The organism is Novosphingobium sp. FG90 (genome assembly GCF_057808725.1).
The window spans coordinates 1-20069 of the sequence record NZ_JBMDIO010000050.1 but is presented as its reverse complement, the minus strand read 5'-3'; the positions used below and the strand labels follow the sequence as shown (position 1 = coordinate 20069).

The 20069-nt window shown below is 64.0% G+C and carries 22 protein-coding genes; 15 read left to right on the top strand and 7 right to left on the bottom strand.

The features are described from left to right. Positions 1-106: 106 nt before the first annotated feature. Positions 107-1075 (top strand): YihY/virulence factor BrkB family protein, encoded by a 969-nt coding sequence (locus tag ACODRZ_RS24730; protein ID WP_488970560.1) that lies wholly within the window; start codon positions 107-109, stop codon positions 1073-1075. Here the strand turns inward: ACODRZ_RS24730 and ACODRZ_RS24725 are convergent. Next, on the bottom strand, positions 1059-1724 hold the full coding sequence (locus ACODRZ_RS24725; protein WP_488970572.1) for a TetR/AcrR family transcriptional regulator: 666 nt from the start codon (positions 1722-1724) through the stop codon (positions 1059-1061). The genes ACODRZ_RS24730 and ACODRZ_RS24725 overlap by 17 nt on opposite strands. Before the next feature lie 212 nt (positions 1725-1936). On the opposite strand from ACODRZ_RS24725, the gene ACODRZ_RS24720 reads away from it, so the two are divergent. The 6 genes from ACODRZ_RS24720 (at position 1937) to ACODRZ_RS24695 (ending at position 6746) form a co-directional block, all read left to right on the top strand. Then, complete coding sequence (locus ACODRZ_RS24720) at positions 1937-2782, top strand: coniferyl-alcohol dehydrogenase (protein WP_488970559.1); 846 nt, start codon at positions 1937-1939, stop codon at positions 2780-2782. 112 nt (positions 2783-2894) lie between these two features. Beyond that, positions 2895-3698, top strand: coding sequence for a crotonase/enoyl-CoA hydratase family protein (locus ACODRZ_RS24715; protein ID WP_488970558.1), 804 nt, complete (start codon positions 2895-2897; stop codon positions 3696-3698). Between the two features lie 57 nt (positions 3699-3755). After that, positions 3756-5069, top strand: coding sequence for a 3,4-dihydroxy-2-butanone-4-phosphate synthase (gene ribB / locus ACODRZ_RS24710; protein ID WP_488970557.1), 1314 nt, complete (start codon positions 3756-3758; stop codon positions 5067-5069). Position 5070: 1 nt separating this feature from the next. Further along, positions 5071-5493: a 6,7-dimethyl-8-ribityllumazine synthase gene (ribH, locus tag ACODRZ_RS24705; RefSeq protein ID WP_488970556.1), complete on the top strand. Its 423-nt coding sequence runs from the start codon at positions 5071-5073 to the stop codon at positions 5491-5493. Between the two features lie 342 nt (positions 5494-5835). Next, a complete protein-coding gene (locus ACODRZ_RS24700; RefSeq protein WP_488970555.1) occupies positions 5836-6000 on the top strand; it encodes a hypothetical protein in 165 nt (54 codons plus the stop codon). Between the two features lie 182 nt (positions 6001-6182). Next, a complete protein-coding gene (locus tag ACODRZ_RS24695) occupies positions 6183-6746 on the top strand; it encodes a MarR family transcriptional regulator (protein ID WP_488970554.1) in 564 nt (187 codons plus the stop codon). A 116-nt stretch (positions 6747-6862) separates the two neighbouring features. On the opposite strand, the gene eno is transcribed toward ACODRZ_RS24695, so the two are convergent. Further along, entirely contained in the window at positions 6863-8149 is a 1287-nt protein-coding gene (gene eno, locus ACODRZ_RS24690) for a phosphopyruvate hydratase (RefSeq protein ID WP_271183281.1), read from the bottom strand. Positions 8150-8325: 176 nt separating this feature from the next. Here eno and ACODRZ_RS24685 point away from each other — a divergent pair, with 176 nt between their 5' ends. From ACODRZ_RS24685 to ACODRZ_RS24665, 5 genes are all read left to right on the top strand, one after another. Continuing rightward, complete coding sequence (locus ACODRZ_RS24685) at positions 8326-8805, top strand: hypothetical protein (protein ID WP_488970553.1); 480 nt, start codon at positions 8326-8328, stop codon at positions 8803-8805. A 35-nt stretch (positions 8806-8840) separates the two neighbouring features. Then, complete coding sequence (locus ACODRZ_RS24680; RefSeq protein WP_488970552.1) at positions 8841-9224, top strand: phage holin family protein; 384 nt, start codon at positions 8841-8843, stop codon at positions 9222-9224. Positions 9225-9242: 18 nt separating this feature from the next. After that, entirely contained in the window at positions 9243-9545 is a 303-nt protein-coding gene (locus ACODRZ_RS24675) for a hypothetical protein (RefSeq protein WP_488970551.1), read from the top strand. A 19-nt stretch (positions 9546-9564) separates the two neighbouring features. After that, positions 9565-10116, top strand: coding sequence for a hypothetical protein (locus tag ACODRZ_RS24670; RefSeq protein WP_488970550.1), 552 nt, complete (start codon positions 9565-9567; stop codon positions 10114-10116). A 150-nt stretch (positions 10117-10266) separates the two neighbouring features. Continuing rightward, on the top strand, positions 10267-10488 hold the full coding sequence (locus ACODRZ_RS24665) for a DUF4170 domain-containing protein (RefSeq protein WP_488970549.1): 222 nt from the start codon (positions 10267-10269) through the stop codon (positions 10486-10488). Between the two features lie 82 nt (positions 10489-10570). On the opposite strand, the gene ACODRZ_RS24660 is transcribed toward ACODRZ_RS24665, so the two are convergent. The 5 genes from ACODRZ_RS24660 to carA all read right to left on the bottom strand — a co-directional run bounded on the left by ACODRZ_RS24660 (position 10571) and on the right by carA (position 16940). Continuing rightward, on the bottom strand, positions 10571-11170 hold the full coding sequence (locus ACODRZ_RS24660) for a DJ-1/PfpI family protein (protein WP_488970548.1): 600 nt from the start codon (positions 11168-11170) through the stop codon (positions 10571-10573). 106 nt (positions 11171-11276) lie between these two features. Continuing rightward, on the bottom strand, positions 11277-11753 hold the full coding sequence (gene greA / locus ACODRZ_RS24655) for a transcription elongation factor GreA (RefSeq protein ID WP_488970547.1): 477 nt from the start codon (positions 11751-11753) through the stop codon (positions 11277-11279). A gap of 129 nt (positions 11754-11882) precedes the next feature. Then, on the bottom strand, positions 11883-15206 hold the full coding sequence (gene carB, locus ACODRZ_RS24650; protein ID WP_488970546.1) for a carbamoyl-phosphate synthase large subunit: 3324 nt from the start codon (positions 15204-15206) through the stop codon (positions 11883-11885). Positions 15207-15252: 46 nt separating this feature from the next. After that, positions 15253-15627 (bottom strand): hypothetical protein, encoded by a 375-nt coding sequence (locus tag ACODRZ_RS24645; protein ID WP_488970545.1) that lies wholly within the window; start codon positions 15625-15627, stop codon positions 15253-15255. A gap of 146 nt (positions 15628-15773) precedes the next feature. Beyond that, positions 15774-16940 (bottom strand): glutamine-hydrolyzing carbamoyl-phosphate synthase small subunit, encoded by a 1167-nt coding sequence (gene carA, locus ACODRZ_RS24640; protein ID WP_488970544.1) that lies wholly within the window; start codon positions 16938-16940, stop codon positions 15774-15776. Between the two features lie 183 nt (positions 16941-17123). On the opposite strand from carA, the gene ACODRZ_RS24635 reads away from it, so the two are divergent. From ACODRZ_RS24635 to ACODRZ_RS24625, 3 genes are all read left to right on the top strand, one after another. After that, entirely contained in the window at positions 17124-17576 is a 453-nt protein-coding gene (locus ACODRZ_RS24635) for a GatB/YqeY domain-containing protein (protein WP_488970543.1), read from the top strand. Positions 17577-17599: 23 nt separating this feature from the next. After that, a complete protein-coding gene (dnaG, locus tag ACODRZ_RS24630) occupies positions 17600-19477 on the top strand; it encodes a DNA primase (RefSeq protein WP_488970542.1) in 1878 nt (625 codons plus the stop codon). 57 nt (positions 19478-19534) lie between these two features. Continuing rightward, on the top strand, positions 19535-20069 hold a 535-nt coding region (locus ACODRZ_RS24625; protein ID WP_488986284.1), incomplete at its 3' end, for an RNA polymerase sigma factor region1.1 domain-containing protein.

Below are 20069 nucleotides of genomic sequence, written 5' to 3'. Positions count from 1 at the left end.
AGTGAATAACGTCGGAACGCAACCAGGCAACGCCGCATCGGAAATCGTCCCCGGCTCAGATGCCCGATCGCCTTTGGCTATGCCGCGCAAGGCATGGTTCCGGGTTGTGAAGCGCGTCTACGTGATGATCGGCTTCCATGAACTTGGCCTCCTTTCGGCAGGTCTCGCCTTCTACACATTCCTTGCCCTCACCCCGCTGATCGCCGCAACGGTGATGGTTTACGGCCTTGTCGCCGATGTCGGCATGGTGCGCGAACAGATGGACAGCATCGTCGACGTAGTGCCGCCGGAAGTCGCCCGCCTGCTGGAAGAGCAGTTGCTGCGGATCATCTCGACCAATTCGGGCGTGACCGGACTAGCCCTCATCATCGCCCTGTTCTTCGCGATCTACGGAGGCATGCGTGCGGCGGGTGGAATGGTCAGCGCACTCAATATCATCAACGAGGAACGCGAGACGCGCGGCGTTGTCGCCCGGACCCTGCGCACCGGCGGGCTTACACTCGCCGCGATCCTGCTGGCATTGACCGGCGTGCTATCGGGCGGCGTCTTCGCTTGGCTGCAGACCGAAACCAGCGTGTACCTGGGCAGCGCCACCCAACTTACGTTCAAGGTCCTGACCTGGGTGGCCGCGATCTCGCTGGGCAGCGCCGGCTTCGCGCTCATCATGCGCTATGGACCGGACCGGCGCCCTGCGAAGTGGCGCTGGCTGGCACCCGGCTCTCTGCTGGCAACGCTGCTCTGGCTGGCGGTATCGTTCGGTTTCTCGCTCTACGTCGCCTATATCAGTGACTATAACGCGACATACGGCTCGCTCTCGGCCATCGTCGTGTTCCTGATGTGGCTGTTTCTTTCCGCGTATGGCGTGCTTCTTGGTGCCCTGCTCAACGCGGAGATCGAGCGTCAGACTTTCTGCGACACCACTGTCGGCCCGCCACGCCCAGCCGGAGAGCGTGGAGCGGTCCTCGCCGACCTCATCGATGACGGCGTTCCCTCGGCAAGACAGCTCGAACGGCGAAAGCACCATCGCGCCGAAGCCGAGCGACAACGCGCGGACGGTGCTAGCCCGGAAGCGTGAAAGGCGCCGGGATCGGTGTATCCCCACGGCCTGCGGCACGAACCGAACGCAGCGCAAATCCTGCGTAGAACGCGGTAAGCGCCTCCAGCGAATATTCGGCCATGGCGTCGAGCGGCGAACCGTCCTCGTGCCGATACCAGTCCGCACCGGAATTGAGCATACGCAGGATAGTCGACACGGTCAGGTAGCTGTCGATGCCGTCATGGAACTGTCCCGAGGACACGCCTTCGTCAAGAACCGAGCGCCAGGCCTCGAACGCTTCCTTGCGCGCCTTCATGAGGTAGAGGAAATCCGGACTGCGCCGGAAGAACTTGCGCTCGTTGAAGATGATCGCATAGGCCTCGATGTGATCCGAGAGCGCCGCCAGTTCCTCTGCAATGAGGGTCACGAAGCGCACTTCGGCATCGGCATCGAGCGCCGCGATGCGCAGCGCCCGCTCCCGCTGGTCGAGAACCGCATCGCGCACGACGGAATCGAGCATCTCCTCCTTCGTCGCGAAGTGGTGATAGAGACTGCCCGACAGAATGTTCACGTCGTCGGCGATTTGTCGCACCGTGGTTGCCTCGAAACCGAATTCGGCGAAACGACGCGCCGCTGCCGCTAGAATGCCCTCCCGCCGATCCGGGTGGCTCGGCCTGCGACCTCTCACCGCCTTCGATGCCACTCTCGCCACCTTTCCTGTCCACGTCTCGACAGAGGCCTAGCAAGACACGCGACCGATGGCGAGGCGGACGCTGCCATCGTGTGCGCGATGACCCGCCATGACAGTTGAACCCATGGCGCGACCGCGCATAGCTACGGGCAAAGGAAACGGCAGGTCCGGCCCCGGCCAGTACCGCCCGTGAGAGGAAGGACCGACCAATGAGTGATGTTCTGGGCTCCGATGTTCTAGGCTACAGGGGCAAGCGGGTGATCGTCAGCGGCTGCTTCTCGGGCATGGGCGAGGCTGCGGCCAAGCTGCTGGTATCGCTCGGCGCCGAAGTCCACGGCTTCGACTTCAAGGAAAGCGCCGTGCCGATGGCCTCGTTCACGCAGATCGACCTGCGCGACCCGGCCAGCCTGGAAGCCGCCGTCAGCGGCGTCGGCGGCCGGATCGATGCCCTGTTCAACTGCGCAGGAATGCCCGGCGGCGGCGGATTTCCGCCGATGGACACGATGAAGGTCAATTTCCTCGGCACCCGCCACCTGACTGAACAGGTCATCCCCCTCATGGGCAGCAAGGGCGCGATCGTCTCGATCGCCTCTACGGGCGGTCTGGGCTGGAGCCGCCGCATTCCGGTCCACATGCAACTGCTGGCCACGCAGGGCTTCCAGGCCGGTCTCGAATGGTGCGATGCGAACATGGATCAGGTCGGCGAAGGCTATGCCTTCTCCAAGGAAGCCGTGATCGTCTGGACTCAGTTCATGGGCGCCCGGCTGATCAAGCAGGGCATCCGCATCAACTGCTCGCTGCCTTCGCCCACGCAGACGCCAATGATGGCGACCTTCCACGCAGTATCCGGCAAGGACGTGGTCGATGCCGCCGCCGAACCGCTTGGTCGCTACACCACGCCCGAGGAGCAGGCCGGACCTCTGGTGCTGATCAATTCGGATCTCGCGGGCGTCGTCAACGGCGTCGTCCTGCCGGTGGACGGAGGATTCATGGGCGGGCTCGCTACCGGTCAGGTCGATATCACCCGGATGATGGCCAAGAAGCAGGACGCCTAAGCCCCCCGTTTGCTCCGCACCCGAACTGCCGTCCCGGACTTGAACTGGGACGGCAGTTCGGTTTTCAGGTAAGGCTGTTGCCGGAAGACACGGCGGGACGGGGAAACAGGCAATGAGCGATGCGGTGCTGTATGAAATCGATGAAGAGGGCATCGTTCTCCTCACGCTCAATCGGCCTGAACTGCGCAACCCCATCTCCGATGCGGAAGTCATCGAGGGCCTACTCGCCGCGCTCGTTCGCCTCGAAGACGATCCCAAAGCCCGCGTCGCCATTCTGACAGGCGCCGGCAAGGGCTTCTCCTCCGGTGGCAACATCAACGAGATGAAGCCCGGCGGCAGTTTGAACGCGGGGTCGCCTGCGACCACGCGCATTTCCTACAAGCGCGGCATCCAGCGCTTGCCGCTGGCCTTTGCAGCGCTGGAAGTCCCGATAATTGCGGCGGTCAATGGCGCCGCCATGGGCGCGGGCTGCGATCTCACTTGCATGTGCGACCTGCGCATCGCGGGCGAAAGCGCGAAATTCGCAGAGAGTTTCGTCAAGCTCGGCCTCATCGCAGGTGACGGCGGCTCATGGCTGCTCCCGCGCGTGATCGGCTGGTCGAAGGCCGCAGAGATGGCTCTCACCGGCGATGCCATCGATGCCGCCGAGGCTTTGGCCTGCGGCCTCGTCAGCCGCGTCGTACCCGATGCCGAGCTGCTCGATACGGCTCGCGCGCTGGCCCGCCGCATCGCTGCCAACCCGCCTCACGCTGTGCGGATGACAAAGCGCCTGCTTTGGGAAGGACGCCGCGCAGATCTAGCCACGCTGCTGGAGATGGCCTCGGCCATGCAGGCTGCAGCCCACGCCACGGCGGATCACGAGGAAGCCGTCGCTGCATTTCTCACGAAGCGACCACCCGAATTCAAAGGCACTTGATCCCGATGTGAGCCACGTCTATTTCAATCACACTGAAATGTGAGATTGAACACCGCAATGGCTACCGATGTGATCGACAAGGTCCGCAAGCTCGTCACCGAGGGCGGAATGAGCAAGTCCAGCCTGGCGCGCGCCGCCGGCCTCCACGCCAACACGCTGCGCGACTGCACCGAGGACGACTGGAACCCCACCGCCGAAACTCTCGGCAAGCTGGAGCGGGTCCTCTTTTCGAACGACGAGCGCGAAGTGCTCGTACCGATCGAGGAGATCATCGACGAGGCCCGTAACGGTCGCATGTTCATCCTCGTCGATGATGAAGACCGCGAGAACGAGGGCGACCTCATCATCCCGGCTCAGATGGCGACTCCGGCCGCGATCAACTTCATGGCGACGCACGGACGCGGTCTGATCTGCCTGGCGATCACCAGCCAGCGCGTAGATGAGCTCGGCCTCAACCTGATGAGCCGCCATAACGGCACGCGCCATGAAACTGCCTTCACCATCTCCATCGAGGCACGCGAAGGCGTCACCACCGGTATCTCGGCGGGCGACCGTGCGCGCACCATCTCGGTCGCCATCGACGGCACCAAGACCCGCGACGACATCGTCACCCCCGGCCACGTCTTCCCGCTGCGCGCCCGCGACGGCGGCGTGCTGGTGCGCACCGGCCACACCGAGGCGGCGGTCGACATCTCGCGCCTCGCCGGACTCAACCCCTCCGGCGTGATCTGCGAGATCATGAAGGAGGACGGCACCATGGCCCGCATGGACGACCTCATCGGCTTCGCGCGCCTGCACGACCTGAAGATCGGCACGATCCGCGACCTCATCGCCTATCGCCGCAAGCACGACCGCATGATCGAGAAGCGCAACGAGATCAGCTTCCATTCGCGCCATGGCGGCGACTGGGTCGCCCGCTCATACTTCAACCGCGCGACCGGCGACGAGACCGTGGCACTGGTCAAGGGCCGCATCGATCCGTCGAAGCCGACCATGGTGCGCATGCACACCCTGTCGTTCTTCGCGGACATCTTCGGCGAGGACACCGGCGATCGCGGCGATCTCCTGCACCGCTCGATGGAGATGATCGGCGAGGAAGGCTCGGGCGTGATCGTGGTCATCAACCGGCCGATGAACAAGTTGATGTCGCGCGTGATGGACATCAAGCAGGAGTTCCGCAATGGCGGTACGCCGGACCTCGAGGAACTGAGGGACTACGGCGTGGGCGCGCAGATCCTGGCGGAATTGGGCATTCACGACATGGTCCTGCTGACCAACACGCACCACTCGCTGGTCGCCCTCGAGGGATACGGACTCAACATCGTCGGCGAGCGGCCCATCATCGCCCCGACCAGCGAAGGATCGAACTGACATGGCCCGTTTCCTCATCATCGAGGCGCGTTTCTACGACCATCTCAACGACATGCTGATCGCGGGCGCCAAGGCCGCGCTCAAGGCGGCCGGCCACAAGGCGGAGGTGATCACCGTGCCGGGCGCGCTCGAAATCCCCGCCGCCATCTCGCTGGCCGATGCCACCGGCGACTATGACGGTTACGTGGCCATCGGCGTCGTCATTCGCGGCGAGACCTACCATTTCGAGATCGTCGCTGGCGAATCGGCGCGCGGGATCATGGCGCTGACCATGGACGGCATCGCCATCGGCAACGGCATTCTCACCGTTGAGAACGAGGAGCAGGCCCTCGTCCGCGCCGATGCCACACAGAAGGACAAGGGCGGCGAAGCGGCCAAGGCAGCCATCGCCCTCTACGACCTCAAGGGTCGATTCGGCGCTTGAATTCATTCATCGCGCGATGCCCGAGACGGATAATCCGAAGGCATCGCGCGACTGAATAAAATAAGTAACTACACCTAAGTTCTTTCAATAGCATTCACGCCAGCGTAATTTTCCTGCGATTAATCGCCGATTTCAGAATGTTCACTTACAGGACATCATCGGATTCGCGGTTTTCAATTATCATCCATCGTGTAGTTCGTGATCAGGTCGCTCCGATTTTGCTCGAAAACGGATGTATAACCTGAAACAACTGACGCCGGGTAAACCGGCGGGTCGCAAACCATGGCTCGTGGTATCGGGTCCGGGAGGACGCATTGCTTCCTCCCGCTGGAGAACGCTTGGGTGAACAAGGACGCAATCGCGAAATCGCTGGCCGCCGATCTGGAGACGCGCCTCGACCAACTGGAAGAGATCGGCGCGATGATCGCCGCCGCCCATCTCCAGGCTGCCATCGAATCCTTATGCCGGGAATTCGGCATTCGGCGTAAAGCGTCCGATACGGATTAAGCTACGCGAGACGTTTCCTCGGAAGTTTGCCTATGATTTGTCCGTGGCGGATCAAGCAACACAGCGGCGACTGCAGGTCATAACCTGCTGAGCGCCGCTGCTTTTCTCGCAACGATGGGCATAATCGCCGCGATGACTTTCGCGAAGGAAGTCGTGCGGCCTGCATCAGGCGATCCTATTCGATGGAGAACACGGACCAGTTGATGCGCAATCGGGCGAAAGCGATCCGTTTGATCGGCATCGCCAACGAACTGCTGGCGATGGCGCGCGAACTGGAAATCGGGGAAAGTCCCTCGGCAATCCTTGAAAGCCTCGCCATCACCGGCGAGCCTCGCGAGGCCAAGACCACCGCCAGCCAGGATCACCCGATCTGGGTCGAACTGGCCCGCCAGACATACGACGACCGGCGGCGGCGCACCAAGATCTTCCGTTCCGAGGAACTGTTTGGCGAACCGGCTTGGGACATCCTGCTCGACCTGTTCATCGCCGCCAAGGAGCGTCGCCGCGTCTCGGTGACGAGCGCCTGCATCGGTTCCGCCGTCCCTTCGACGACGGCGCTGCGCTGGATTGCGATTCTCGAAAAGCAGGGCCACCTCGTGCGGGAAGCCGATCCCGGAGACGCGCGCCGGGTCTACGTCAAGCTGAGCGCGCGGGGCTATGCCGCGATGCTTGAATACTTCGCCTCCGCATCCCGCTCGGTCGTGCTGCTCGACGACACCGCAAAGGAAAGCGTCGCCGCACGCTGAGGCGATCGGCCGCCAGCCACCTCTTCGCCCCATGGGGGGATTGACCGGTCGTCGTGCGGAGGAAGCAGGTGACCGGCGCCATTGCCCCGGCGCCGGTCACCCGCGACATTTCAGGTTCAGGCGCTGAGGCGACCGAACGCGCTCAGGCCCGCATAGCGCGCGGCCTTGCCCAGTTCTTCCTCGATGCGGATGAGCTGGTTGTACTTGGCAAGCCGGTCCGAACGGGCGAGCGAGCCGGTCTTGATCTGGCCGCAGTTGGTGGCGACGGCGAGGTCGGCGATCGTCGCGTCCTCGGTCTCGCCCGAACGGTGCGACATGACGGCGGTGTAGCCGTTGCGGTTGGCGATCGAGACGGCTTCGAGCGTCTCGGTCAGGGTGCCGATCTGGTTGACCTTGACCAGCAGCGAATTCGCCAGGCCCTTCTCGATGCCCATGGTCAGGCGCGCGGGATTGGTGACGAACAGATCGTCACCGACCAGCTGCACCTTGTGGCCGATCTTGTCGGTCAGCGCCTTCCAGCCCTCGAAGTCGTCTTCGCTCATGCCGTCCTCGATCGAGATGATCGGGTAGGCTTCGGTGAGGTCGGCGAGATAGTCGGCGAATGCCACCGGCGACAGGCTCAGGCCCTCGCCGCTGATCTCGTACTTGCCGTTCTTGAAGAACTCGGTCGAGGCGCAGTCGAGCGCGAGCTTGATGTCGGTGCCCGGCTTGAACCCGGCCTTCTCGATCGAGGCCATGATGAAGTCCAGCGCGTCACGGGTGCTGGCAAGGTTGGGCGCGAAGCCGCCCTCGTCGCCCACGGCGGTGGCGAGGCCCTTCTCATGCAGGCCCTTCTTGAGGGTATGGAAGATTTCCGCACCCCAGCGCGCGGCCTCGGCCAGCGACGAGGCGCCGACCGGCATGACCATGAATTCCTGGAAGTCGATCGGGTTGTCGGCATGTTCGCCGCCATTGATGATGTTCATCATCGGCACCGGCAGGACATGCGCCGAAACACCGCCGACGTAGGAGTAGAGCGGCAGGCCGCGCGCATTGGCGGCGGCCTTCGCGGCAGCCATGCTGACGCCGAGGATGGCGTTGGCACCGAGGCGCGCCTTGTTGGGGGTGCCGTCGAGTTCGATCATGGCGAGGTCGAGGTCGCGCTGGTCTTCGGCGTCGAGGCCGACGAGCGCCTCGGCGATCTCTCCGTTGACCGAATCCACGGCCTTGAGCACACCCTTGCCGAGATAGCGGCTCTTGTCGCCGTCACGCAGTTCCACCGCCTCGTGTGCACCGGTCGAGGCGCCCGAAGGCACCGCCGCGCGGCCGAAGCTGCCGTCTTCCAGCAGGACGTCCACCTCCACGGTGGGGTTGCCGCGGCTGTCCAGGATTTCCCGTCCGTGAATGTCGATGATCGCGGTCATGTCTGCGGTTCTCCTCAAGCGGGCGCATTACGCGCCATCCGTCCGGAGGCGGTCTTAGCAGGGGAACTTCGCGTGACAAGTTGCGTTGCAGCAGGGAACGACAAGTTGTGTTACTCTGTCCGCACATGGCATACGATGCCAATTCGCGCCAAGGATAGACAAGGAAGGATAATCGCATGGTCGAACCCACCATCTCCGCCGGAAACGGCACCGAAAGCGCCAAGAATCACTTCTCCAAGGCGGTCGAGGAAGCCAAGGCCGGCGCACAGGCGTTCGCCGGTGAAGTGTCGAGCGAATGCAAGACCCGCAGCGGCGAAGCCAAGGACAAGGCCAGCGCCTTCGCGGCCGACGCCAAGGTCAAGGCCGCCGGCTATGCCGAGGAAGGCAAGGCCAAGGCCAGCCAGGCGATCGTCGGCGTCTCCAAGCTGATCGACGACAATGCCGCCCTGATCGACGAGAAGGTCGGCGTGAAGTACGGCGACTACGCCCGCAGCGCATCGAAGTCGCTGGCGGACGCCGGTGCCAGGCTGGATGAAAAGTCGCTCGAGGACATCGGCGAGGATGCCAAGACGTTCGTGCGCAACAGCCCGTGGCAGGCGCTCGGCATCGCTGCCGCGACCGGCTTCGTGCTCTCCCGCCTGTTCAGGGGCAAGTGAAGGCGCTGCGGCGCCTGAGCTGACTTCCTGAGAAAATGCAGGACACCACAACCACCCTCACCCCTGCGGCCGAGGACTACGAGAATCTGTCGCTGGCGCAGGATCTGCGCCAGCTGGCGGATGAAGCCAAGGCGCTCGCGCAGGCCGAGCTGGCATTCCAGAAGTCCCGCGCGGCTTATGTCGGCGCGGAAACGCGCATCATCGTCATCCTGCTCGTCGTGGCGGCAGTGCTGGTGTTCTTCGCTGCGATGGCCTTCGTGGTCGGGACGGTGATTGCCCTTGGTCCGCTGCTTGGACTGTGGGGTGCGATGGCCTCGGTGACGCTGGTGTTGCTCGCGCTGGCCGCGTTCGGCGCATGGAGTGCTCGTTCCCGATTGCGGCGCATGCTGCGGATTGCGGGCGGTTCTCAGGACGATTGATCTAAAACGGGGGCTCGAATGGGCAAGCAGGCAGCGCAGGTTCTCGCGGACCGGGCCGCGCGCGACGCCGCGAAGGCGAAGTTCGACGGACATTATCAGGCCTTCAAGGCCGACATGGACGAGCGCGGGATCGGCGGCCGCATCGCCGACGAAGCACTCGATCAGGCCAAGCTGATGTTCGACGAGGCCGTCGCCGTCGTGGAGGAGCATCCTGCCGCGATCGGCGGAACCTTGGCCGCGCTCGTGCTTTGGTTCCTGCGTAATCCCATTATCGACCTGGCGCAGCGCCTGTTCGACAGCGTGCGCGACCGGGCCTCTTGACCAAAGGAAGGAACGCCAGGTGAGCAAGACCGATCCATCCCCCCCGATCGACACCAGCAAGGGTGCGAACGTCGTCGCCCTGCCCGCGAAGATCGCCGAGCCCAAGCCCTCGGACAAGGTCATCGCTTTCGTCAAGAAGCACCCTGTCCTGACCGTGGCCGGTGGCGTTGCCGTCGGTGTCGCCGTCAGCGCCCTCCTGCCTCGCCGCGTCAGCCGCCGCATCGTGGCGCGTACACTCGATCTCGCGGAAGCTGCCGGTGCAGCCAGCGTCGTGCTCGGCCGCAAGGCTGGCGACAAGGCGCATGACATCGGCGTCGATGCCCGCAAGCAGGCTTCGAAGTTCGCGGACCGTGCCGAGAAGACTAGCGATCTGGCGATTCTCAATCTCGAAAAGTACGGTCTGGCCGCAGTGGGCGCCGCCAGCGCGCTTGGCCGCGCGACTGCCCGCCGGGCCAGCAGGCTGGGCGATGCGGCAGCAGACACCGCCAATCGCCTTGGAGACGCGGCTGCGGTGCGCTCCACCAAGGTACTGCACATCGCTGAAGACCTTAAGAAGCGTGTCAAATCGTAAACGGCGGTCAAGTTTTCACTAAAGACGCACCTTTTCGCTGACCTTTTTCGCTTACTGGGTGACTAAGGTGCGTCTTGTGCACTTGCCCCTTGACCTCTCCAAAATTATAGGGCCGCTTATCTCCCACCAGCAGGAAAGCGGCACTCTCCCATGCAGAAGCTTCACCTCGTTATGGGCGGCCGGGTCAAGGATCCGCGCAGCCTCGAATTCACCGACCTCAAGGCGCTCGATCTCGTGGGTGTTTACCCCGACTTCGCCGAGGCCCAGAACGCCTGGAAGTCGGCCGCGCAGCGCACCGTCGACGATGCAGAGATGAAGTACGTTATCGTCCACCTGCACCGTCTGCTGGAGCCGGAACTTCCGCAGGCTTGATGCAAGCAGGTCCGAACTCGGACCTCTGCTCCTGAAAAGGCGACGCTTGCCATCGGGTAAGCGTCGCCTTTTTCTTTCGGGTTTAGGCGAGGAAGGGTGAGACCGCGCCGATAGCGCGGTCGATATAGGCGTCCTTTTTACCCACCGGCGCGACGTAGTGGATAGCTTTCCGCGCATCTTCAAGCGAGGTGCCGCGCGCGATCATCCACGCGGCGAGATACTGCGACGCGAGGCACCCGCCCGCCGTCGCGACATTGCCGTGCGCCACGAAAGGCGCGTCGATTACCTGAACGCCCGCCTCGATCACCCATGGCTTCGTGGTAAGGTCGGTGCAGGCCGGAAGATCGCCAATTAGGCCCAGTTTCGCCAGTAGAAGAGTACCGGAACATTGCGCGCCGATGATCTGGCGCACCGGGTCCAACCGGATGCGGGATAACATTTCAACGTCGGCCGCGATCTCGCGCGTCTTCACGCCGCTGCCGATCAGCACGATGTTGGCTTCGGCTGCGAACTCCAGCGGCTTTTCACGCTGCACGGTGACGCCGTTCATCGAGGTCACGTATTCTTCGGGCGAGGTGATCCACGCCTTCCAGCCCCGCGCCTTCATACGGTTGAGGATGGCGGCGGCGACGAACGAATCCAGTTCGTTGAATCCGTCGAACGTCAAAACCGCAATCTGCATGAAAGCCTCCTCTGGCTGTAAGGGGAGGCGCGCCTAACATCGCAGGCGACAAAGAAAAAGGCCGACGTTTCCGCCGGCCTCATTCCTCGTCCGATGGCAGGAGAGATCAGATGAACTGGATCTGTTGCACCAGATAGAACTTGTCGCCCGAGGGCACGGTCACCTCCACCTCGTCCTCGACCTTGCGGCCGATCAGCGCCTTGCCGAGCGGCGAATTGTAGCTGATGCGACCAACCTTCGCGTCTGCCTCGTAGGGGCCGACGATCTGGTACTTCACCGGCTTGTCGTCGTCGTCGAGCAGGGTCACGGTGGCACCGAAGATCACCTTGTCGCCCGAAAGCGTCGTGGGATCGATGATCTGCGCGCGGGTAATCTTGTCTTCCAGATCGGCGATGGTCGCCTCGACCTGGCCCTGACGCTCCTTGGCGGCATGGTACTCGGCGTTTTCCGAAAGGTCGCCGTGAGCGCGCGCTTCCTCGATGGCGTCGACGATGAGCGGACGCTCATCGCGCAGCGCCTTGAGGTCGGCGGTCATCCGCTCGTAGCCTTCCGCGAGCATCGGCAGCTTTTCGACACTTGCCATTATACTTCTACTTTCTCCTGCGCCTTCCCCTCACCGTCTTGCGACTAGTTTCCTGCCCCCGCCCAACCCCTTTCGACGGGAATGTGGGCGGAGCCGATCTGCTGCGATGTGGGGGAAGGCAAATCGATTTCAGCTATAGTAGTCCTGCAACGATCGCACTTCAAGTTTGCTCCCGCGAATTGTCGCGATCGCTTCCGCCGCCGCAACGCTCGCCGCTGCCGTGGTGAAGATCGAGACCTTGCCGGTCAGCGCCGAAGCACGGATCGACTGCGAGTCCACCAGGCTCTGCCAGCCTTCGGTGGTGTTGAAGATCAGCGCGATCTCGCCATCGACGATCTTGTCGACGATGTGCGGGCGGCCTTCGGCCACCTTGTTGACCAGGTCGACCTGCAGGCCCGCTTCAGCGAGATACTTCTGCGTGCCGCTGGTAGCGACGATGCGGAAACCCTGCTCGATCAGCGTCTTCACCGCTGGCAGGATCACCGGCTTGTCGCTGTCCTTGACCGAGACGAACACGGTGCCTTCGACCGGCAGCTTCATGCCGGCGCCAAGCTGTGCCTTGCCGAAGGCGCGGGCGAAATCGCTATCGATTCCCATGACTTCGCCGGTGGACTTCATCTCGGGGCTGAGCACCGGATCGACGCCGGGGAAGCGGTTGAACGGAAACACGGCTTCCTTGACCGCCATGTAAGGCAACTCGCGCTTGAACGGCGGGAAGGTGTCCAGCTTCTCGCCCGCCATGACGCGCGCGGCGATCTTCGCCACCGGCTGGCCCAGCGCCTTGGCGACGAAGGGCACGGTGCGCGAGGCGCGCGGGTTGACCTCGATGAGGTAGACCTCGCCGTCCTTCACCGCGAACTGGATGTTCATCAGGCCCTTAACGTTGAGGCCGAACGCCAGCTTCTCGGCCTGACGCTCCATCTCGGCGATGATCTCGGGCGGCAAGCTGTAAGGCGGCAGGGTACAGGCGCTGTCGCCCGAGTGGATGCCCGCTTCCTCAATGTGCTGCATGACGCCTGCCACGACGACGCGCTCGCCGTCGCACAGGGCATCGACGTCGCACTCGATGGCGTCGCGCAGGTACTGGTCGATGAGGACCGGGCTGTCGCCCGAGACCTGCACGGCGGTGGTGATGTAGTCGTCGAGCTGCTGCTCGCTGTCGACGATCTCCATCGCGCGGCCGCCGAGCACGTAGCTGGGGCGCATCAGCACCGGGTAGCCGATGCGATTGGCGACGTTCACCGCCTCGTCGCGGCTGCGGGCGATGCCGTTGGCGGGCTGCTTGAGGCCCAGCTTGTCGACAAGCGCCGAGAAGCGTTCGCGGTCCTCGGCAAGATCGATCGCGTCGGGCGAGGTGCCGAGGATCGGAATGCCCTCGTCTTCCAGCGCCTGCGCCAGCTTGAGCGGGGTCTGGCCGCCGAACTGCACCAGCACGCCGACGAGTTCGCCGCTTTGCTGCTCGACGCGCAGGATTTCGAGCACGTCCTCGGCGGTCAGCGGCTCGAAGTAGAGGCGGTCCGAGGTGTCGTAGTCGGTCGAGACGGTCTCGGGGTTGCAGTTGACCATGATGGTCTCGTAGCCTGCTTCCGAAAGTGCGAAGCAGGCGTGGACGCAGCAGTAGTCGAACTCGATGCCCTGCCCGATGCGGTTCGGACCGCCGCCGAGGATCACGATCTTCTTGCGGTCGGACGGCATGGCCTCGTCCTCGGGCTCTCCGAAGATCGGGGCCTCGTAGGTCGAGTACATGTAGGGCGTCACCGCCTCGAACTCGGCGGCGCAGCTGTCGATGCGCTTGAAGACGGGGACGACGCCCAGCTTGCGGCGAAGCTGGCGCACTTCCTTCTCGCTGGTGGCACCGGCCATGGCGCGCAGCGCGTCATGCAGCAGGCCCGAGCGCTTGGCCTGGGTCTCGCCCAGACCGCCCGCGACGCCGACCGAACGCACCGCCAAGGTGGCGAGGCGCTTGTCGGAGAAGCCCATCGCCTTCAGCTTGCGCATGCCCGCCGCATCGTTGGGCAGACCTTCAGCGAGGATCTTGGTTTCCTCGGCGATGATCTCCTCGATGTGGCGCAGGAACCACTTGTCGTAGTGGGCGATCGCGTGGATCTCGTCCACGGTGAAGCCTTCACGGAAAGCCTGCGCGGCGTGCAGCAGGCGTTCCGGCGTGGCGCGCGAAAGAGCGGCGGTGATGACGTCACGGCCGGCGCCTTCCAGCGCGGGCACGCGGTTGAAGCCGTCAAGGCCGGTTTCGAGGCCGCGCAGGGCCTTCTGCATCGATTCCTTGATGTTGCGGCCGATCGCCATGACTTCGCCGACCGACTTCATCGCGGTGGTGAGGTCGTTCTTGGCGCCCTTGAACTTCTCGAAGGCGAAGCGCGGGATCTTGGTGACGACGTAGTCGATGGTCGGCTCGAACGCGGCAGGCGTCGCGCCGGTGATCTCGTTCATGATCTCGTCGAGCGTGTAGCCCACCGCCAGCTTGGCGGCGACGCGCGCGATCGGAAAGCCGGTGGCCTTCGATGCCAGCGCCGAGGAACGCGACACGCGCGGGTTCATCTCGATGACGATCAGGCGGCCGTCCTTGGGGTTCACCGCGAACTGGACGTTGGAACCGCCAGTCTCGACGCCGATCTCGCGCAGCACCTCGATCGAGGCGTTGCGCATGATCTGGTATTCCTTGTCGGTCAGCGTCAGCGCCGGGGCGACGGTGATCGAATCGCCTGTGTGGACGCCCATCGGATCGACATTCTCGATCGAGCAGATGATGATGCAGTTGTCATGGCGGTCGCGCACGACCTCCATCTCGTATTCCTTCCAGCCGAGCAGCGATTCCTCGATCAGCACTTCGGTGGTCGGCGAGGCATCGAGGCCCGAACGCACAATCGCCTCGAACTCGGCCTTGTTGTAGGCGATGCCGCCGCCGGTGCCGCCCATGGTGAAGCTGGGGCGGATGATCGAGGGCAGGCCGGTGGTTTCCAGCACCTTGAACGCCTCGTCCAGCGTATGGGCCACGCCCGAACGCGCCGAGTTGAGGCCGATCTTGTCCATTGCGTCGCGGAAGCGCTGGCGATCCTCGGCCTTGTCGATGGCGTCGGCATCGGCGCCGATCATCTGGACACCGAACTTCTCCAGCGTGCCGTCGTTGAACAGCGCCAGCGCGCAGTTGAGCGCGGTCTGGCCGCCCATCGTCGGGAGCACCGCATCGGGGCGCTCCTTCTCGATGATGCGCGCGACGACCTCGGGGGTGATCGGCTCCACGTAAGTGGCGTCGGCCATGTCCGGGTCGGTCATGATCGTGGCGGGGTTCGAGTTCACCAGGATCACCCGGTAACCGTCCTCCTTCAGCGCCTTGATCGCCTGAGTGCCCGAATAGTCGAACTCGCAGGCCTGACCAATGATGATGGGCCCCGCGCCGATTACGAGGATCGAGGAGATGTCGGTGCGCTTTGGCATGGGCTTTCCTGGGTGTCCTGTGTGTCTTGTAATGCGACCCGGTGGCTTATGCCACCAGATCACCGAAAGCCTTGTCCCAGTAGTCGGGATCGGCTTTCGCGTTCTGGATGATGGGGTTGGCGTCCTGCTCCGCGCGAATGACTTCGCGAAAGCGGTCGGCCTGGAACTGGTGCATCGAGCCGCCGTACTCGCCCTGGTTGGTCGACCAGGCGCCCGTCTCGATCATGCGATCGATGAAGGCCTTGCCGGCTTCCTTGGAGTGCTTGCGCACCTTCGGGCCGAATTTGCGGACGGCGACGGAGACCTTGTCCTCGAAGATGAGTTGCAGCTCGCCGTAAGGATAGAAGCGCGGCGCGACCGAGAGTTCGGACGCCGGGCCAGCGACGTAGTAGGCGATCATGTGGTCGATCAGAGCGGTCATTTCAGGCACCTTTCTTGTTTTCAGGTGCCTGGATGCATAGGCAATCCGCCGTGCCGGGTCGAAAGCTCCCTTGGCCGCACCGGCAATCATCGCCGATGCGTGGGACGGCGCGAACACCGCCAAGGGAGCCTGACCCGCTGCGACCATCAGCCGAGCATACCCACGAACTTCTCGAACAGGTAGAAGCTGTCCTGCGGGCCGGGGCTCGCCTCGGGGTGGTACTGCACGCCGAAAGCGCGCTTGCCCTTGATCGCGATGCCGCAGTTGGTGCCGTCGAACAGCGAGACGTGGGTTTCTTCCACGTTGTCCGGCAGGCAGGTGTTGTCCACCGCGAAGCCGTGATTCATCGAGGTGATCTCGACCACGCCGTCGGCATGGCGCTTGACCGGATGGTTGGCGCCGCGATGCCCCTGGAACATCTTGCTGGTCTTCGCGCCCGCCGCGATGCCGAGCATCTGGTGACCGAGGCAGATGCCGAACACCGGCATGTCACGCTCCAGCAGCGACGCGATCACGGGCACGGCATAAGCGCCGGTCGCTGCCGGATCGCCTGGGCCGTTCGAGAGGAACACGCCAGCGGGTTCGAGCGACAGGATGGTTTCCAGCGAGGTCTCGGCCGGAACCACGGTGACGCGCGCGCCTGCCTTGACGAGATTGCGGAAGATGTTGTCCTTGGCGCCGTAGTCGATCGCGACGACGTGCGGACGGGTCTCGCCCTCGGCAGCGCCGTAGCCCTCGCCGAGCGTCCAGACGGAGCCTTCCCAGCCCTGCGAATCCGTGCGGCTGACCAGCTTGGCAAGGTCCATGCCTTCGAGGCCCGGCCATTCCTGCGCCCGCTTGATGAGCGCGGGAATGTCGAAGTTGCCTTCGGGGTCATGGGCGATGACGGCGTTGGGCGCACCGGCGCTGCGGATGCGGCGAGTGAGCGCGCGGGTGTCGACGCCCGAGAGGCCGACCTTGCCCTTGCTCGCCAGCCACTCGCCGTAGCCGCCTGCGGAACGGAAGTTCGAAGGCAGCGTCACGTCCTCGCGGACGACACAGCCGACGGCGCCGTCGACCAGCGATTCGAGGTCTTCCTCGTTCACGCCGACATTGCCGATGTGCGGGAAGGTGAAGGTCACGATCTGGCCCGCATAGGACGGGTCGGTCATGACTTCCTGGTAGCCGGTCATCGCGGTGTTGAAGCAGACTTCACCCACAGACTCTCCGACATGACCGAAACCACGTCCCCAAACGACGTGTCCGTCGCTGAGAACCAGAACGCCCGTTGCCCCTTCGGGTTTGGGCGCAAGCGAAGATGCGGCGTCGGCCATGGTGGGTCGCTCCGTTGACGGCGTTTCTAACGTTGTGTGCTAAGACGCGGCCGCTAGAGAGGGTTGTGCACCGCGTCAAGGTGTGGGGGTGCAATTTGGGCGCACACGTGCAAATCGGCGCGCAGGTTGCTAGCTTTGCCACACGCACCACCCCGTTCACTCAGTTCATTTGCAGGAAAACCCATGCTTCGTGATTCGATCAAGGCCGCGCAGATCACCGCCATGAAGGCCGGTGAGAAGCAGCGCCTCGCCACTGTCCGCCTCATCCTTGCAAAGATCAAGGACCGCGACATCGAACTGCGCACCGCCGACACGCTGCCCGACGACGACGCGCTGGTGATCGACGTGCTGCAGAAGATGGTGAAGCAGCGCCGCGAATCGATCACCCTGTTCGAACAGGGCGGCCGCCCCGAGAAAGCCGCCGAGGAACAGGCCGAGCTGGAAGTGATCGAAACCTTCCTCCCCGCCCAGCTGACCGAAGAGGAAACCAAGGCCGCCATCGAGGCTATCAAGGCCGAGACCGGCGCCAGCGGCATGAAGGACATGGGCAAGGTGATGGGCGAACTGAAGGCTCGCCACGGCACCGTGCTCGACATGACCAAGGCGAGCGGCTGGGTGAAGGCGGCGCTGGCCTGATTTGCTGACAGGCGGCAAGTCTCGTGCTCACCCCCCAATGGCTGGACCAGCTTCGGTCCCGCACCACGCTTTCCGCGCTGGTCGGCCGCTCCGTGCGGCTGCAGAAGGCGGGGCGCGAGCACCGGGCCTGCTGCCCGTTCCATAACGAGAACTCGCCCAGCTTCTACGTCAACGACGAGAAGGGGTTCTACCACTGCTTCGGCTGCGGCGCGCATGGCGACGCGATCCGCTGGATGACCGACCATCAAGGCCTCGCCTTCATGGACGCGGTCAAGGAACTGGCGGCCGAAGCCGGGATGGACGTCCCCGCGCCCGATCCGCGCGCTGCAAAAGCGGCGGAAAAGCGCGATTCCCTCTACGATGTGATGGCTGCCGCGCAGGAGTTTTTCAAAGGGCACCTAACGGCACCTAACGGTGCCACAGCGAAGGCCTACCTCGCCACACGCGGTTTCGACGCCCATACCGTGCAGCGTTTCGGGTTCGGCTATGCCCCCGAGGGGCGACAGGCCCTGAAGGAAGCCCTCTCCCGCTTCCCGGAAGCCATGCTGATCGAGGCAGGCCTGCGCATCGCCGTCGAGGATCGCGATCCCTACGACCGTTTCCGCGACCGCCTGATGCTTCCGATCGAGGACGCGCGCGGGCGGGTCATCGCGTTCGGCGGGCGCATCCTCGCCAAGGGCAAGACCGATGCGCCCAAGTACCTCAACTCGCCCGATACCCCGCTCTTCGACAAGGGCCGCACGCTCTATAACCTGCACCGCGCCGCGCCCGCCGCGCGCCAGTCGGGGCGGATGGTGGTGGTCGAGGGCTACATGGACGTCATCGCGCTTGCCGCCGCCGGGATAGCCGATGCGGTGGCCCCGCTCGGCACCGCGCTGACCGAGCACCAGATCGAGATGCTCTGGCGCCATGTCGAGACGCCGATCCTGTGCTTTGATGGCGACGCGGCAGGCCAGCGCGCCGCCATGCGCGCGATCACCCGCGCGCTGCCCCTCCTGCGCCCTGCCCACTCGCTGCGGATCGTGCGCCTGCCCAAAGGTCTGGACCCCGACGATCTCATCAAGCAGCGCGGTGCCCGCGCGATGGAGGACATTCTCGGCGAGGCGAAATCCCTCGTCGAAGTGCTGTGGGAGGCCGAGCGTGATGCCGTTCCCCTCAACACGCCGGAGGACAAGGCCGGCCTCAAGGCCCGCCTGATGGCCCACGTCGAGACGATCCAGCACCCCGATATCGCCGGGCTCTACCGGCGTGAATTGCAGGACCGCTACTCCGAATTCGCCTTTCCGCGCCGCGAGAATCGCTGGCAGCAAGGGGGCAGTCAGGGCGGCGGAAACTTCCAGCCCCGGCAGAACCAGCGCGGCAAGTGGAACGGCAAGCCTACTCCTGCCCCCTCCTCCCCCGAATCGATCGAGCGGCTCAACACCCGATTCGCAGGCGCGGGCACCCGCGACGCCCTTTCCGCCGCCGTCATAGCGGGCCTCATCCGCTGGCCGACCCTCCTCGCCCGTCATGCCGAGGCGCTGGCCCGCACCCCCGGCCTCGATCCCCGCTTCGAGACGCTGGTGGACTGCTGCGGTGCCGCAGACACGCTTGAAACCGCAGTTCTCGCCACCATATTGCGGGACAACGGCCTGGCTCAGCCCATGGCCGCCGAGTACGCAGGGCTTAGATTCGGCTTCCTGATTCCCGAAACGAGCGAGGAACAGGCGGCGGTCGAACTGGCGCAGGCGATCGACCTCCTCGTCGAGCGACCAGTACTCGAAGCGGCCTTGGCAAAAGCAACGGCGCGGTTCGAATCAGAGCTTTCCGACTCGGCATTCGCGGAACAGCAGCGACTGCTGAAGAGAAAGCTGGAATTCGACAGCCGTCTCAGGCAAATGGCAACCAGACATGCGTCGTGATTGTATAATTATACAATGGTCACTGACCCCACGACGGCACGGGATAACGGCGAACTGATGAGCAAGAACGACACCAACGGCGCGGACAACGAGGGTACGGACGCACCGCTGATCGACCTCAACGAAGGTTCGATCAAGAAGCTGATCGCGCGCGCCAAGCGCCGCGGTGTCATCACTTATGACGAGCTGAACGAGGCGCTGCCTCAGGACATGTCGTCCGACCAGATCGAGGACATCACCTCGGCCCTGAACGAGATGGGCGTGAACATCGTCGATAACGACGAAGACGCCGACAGTCAGGAAAACGACGACCGCGATTCGGACGACGACAACGACGAGAGCGATGGCGATGAAGTCTCGCCGCGCGTCAACGTCGATCCGGCCAAGAAGAAGGAAACGGTCGAGCGCACCGACGATCCGGTGCGCATGTACCTGCGCGAGATGGGCGCGGTCGAACTGCTCAGCCGCGAGGGCGAAATCGCCATCGCCAAGCGCATCGAAGCCGGCCGCGACATGATGATCCTGGGCCTTTGCGAGAGCCCGATCACCTTCCACGCCATCATCCAGTGGTCCGAAGCACTCAACAACGGCG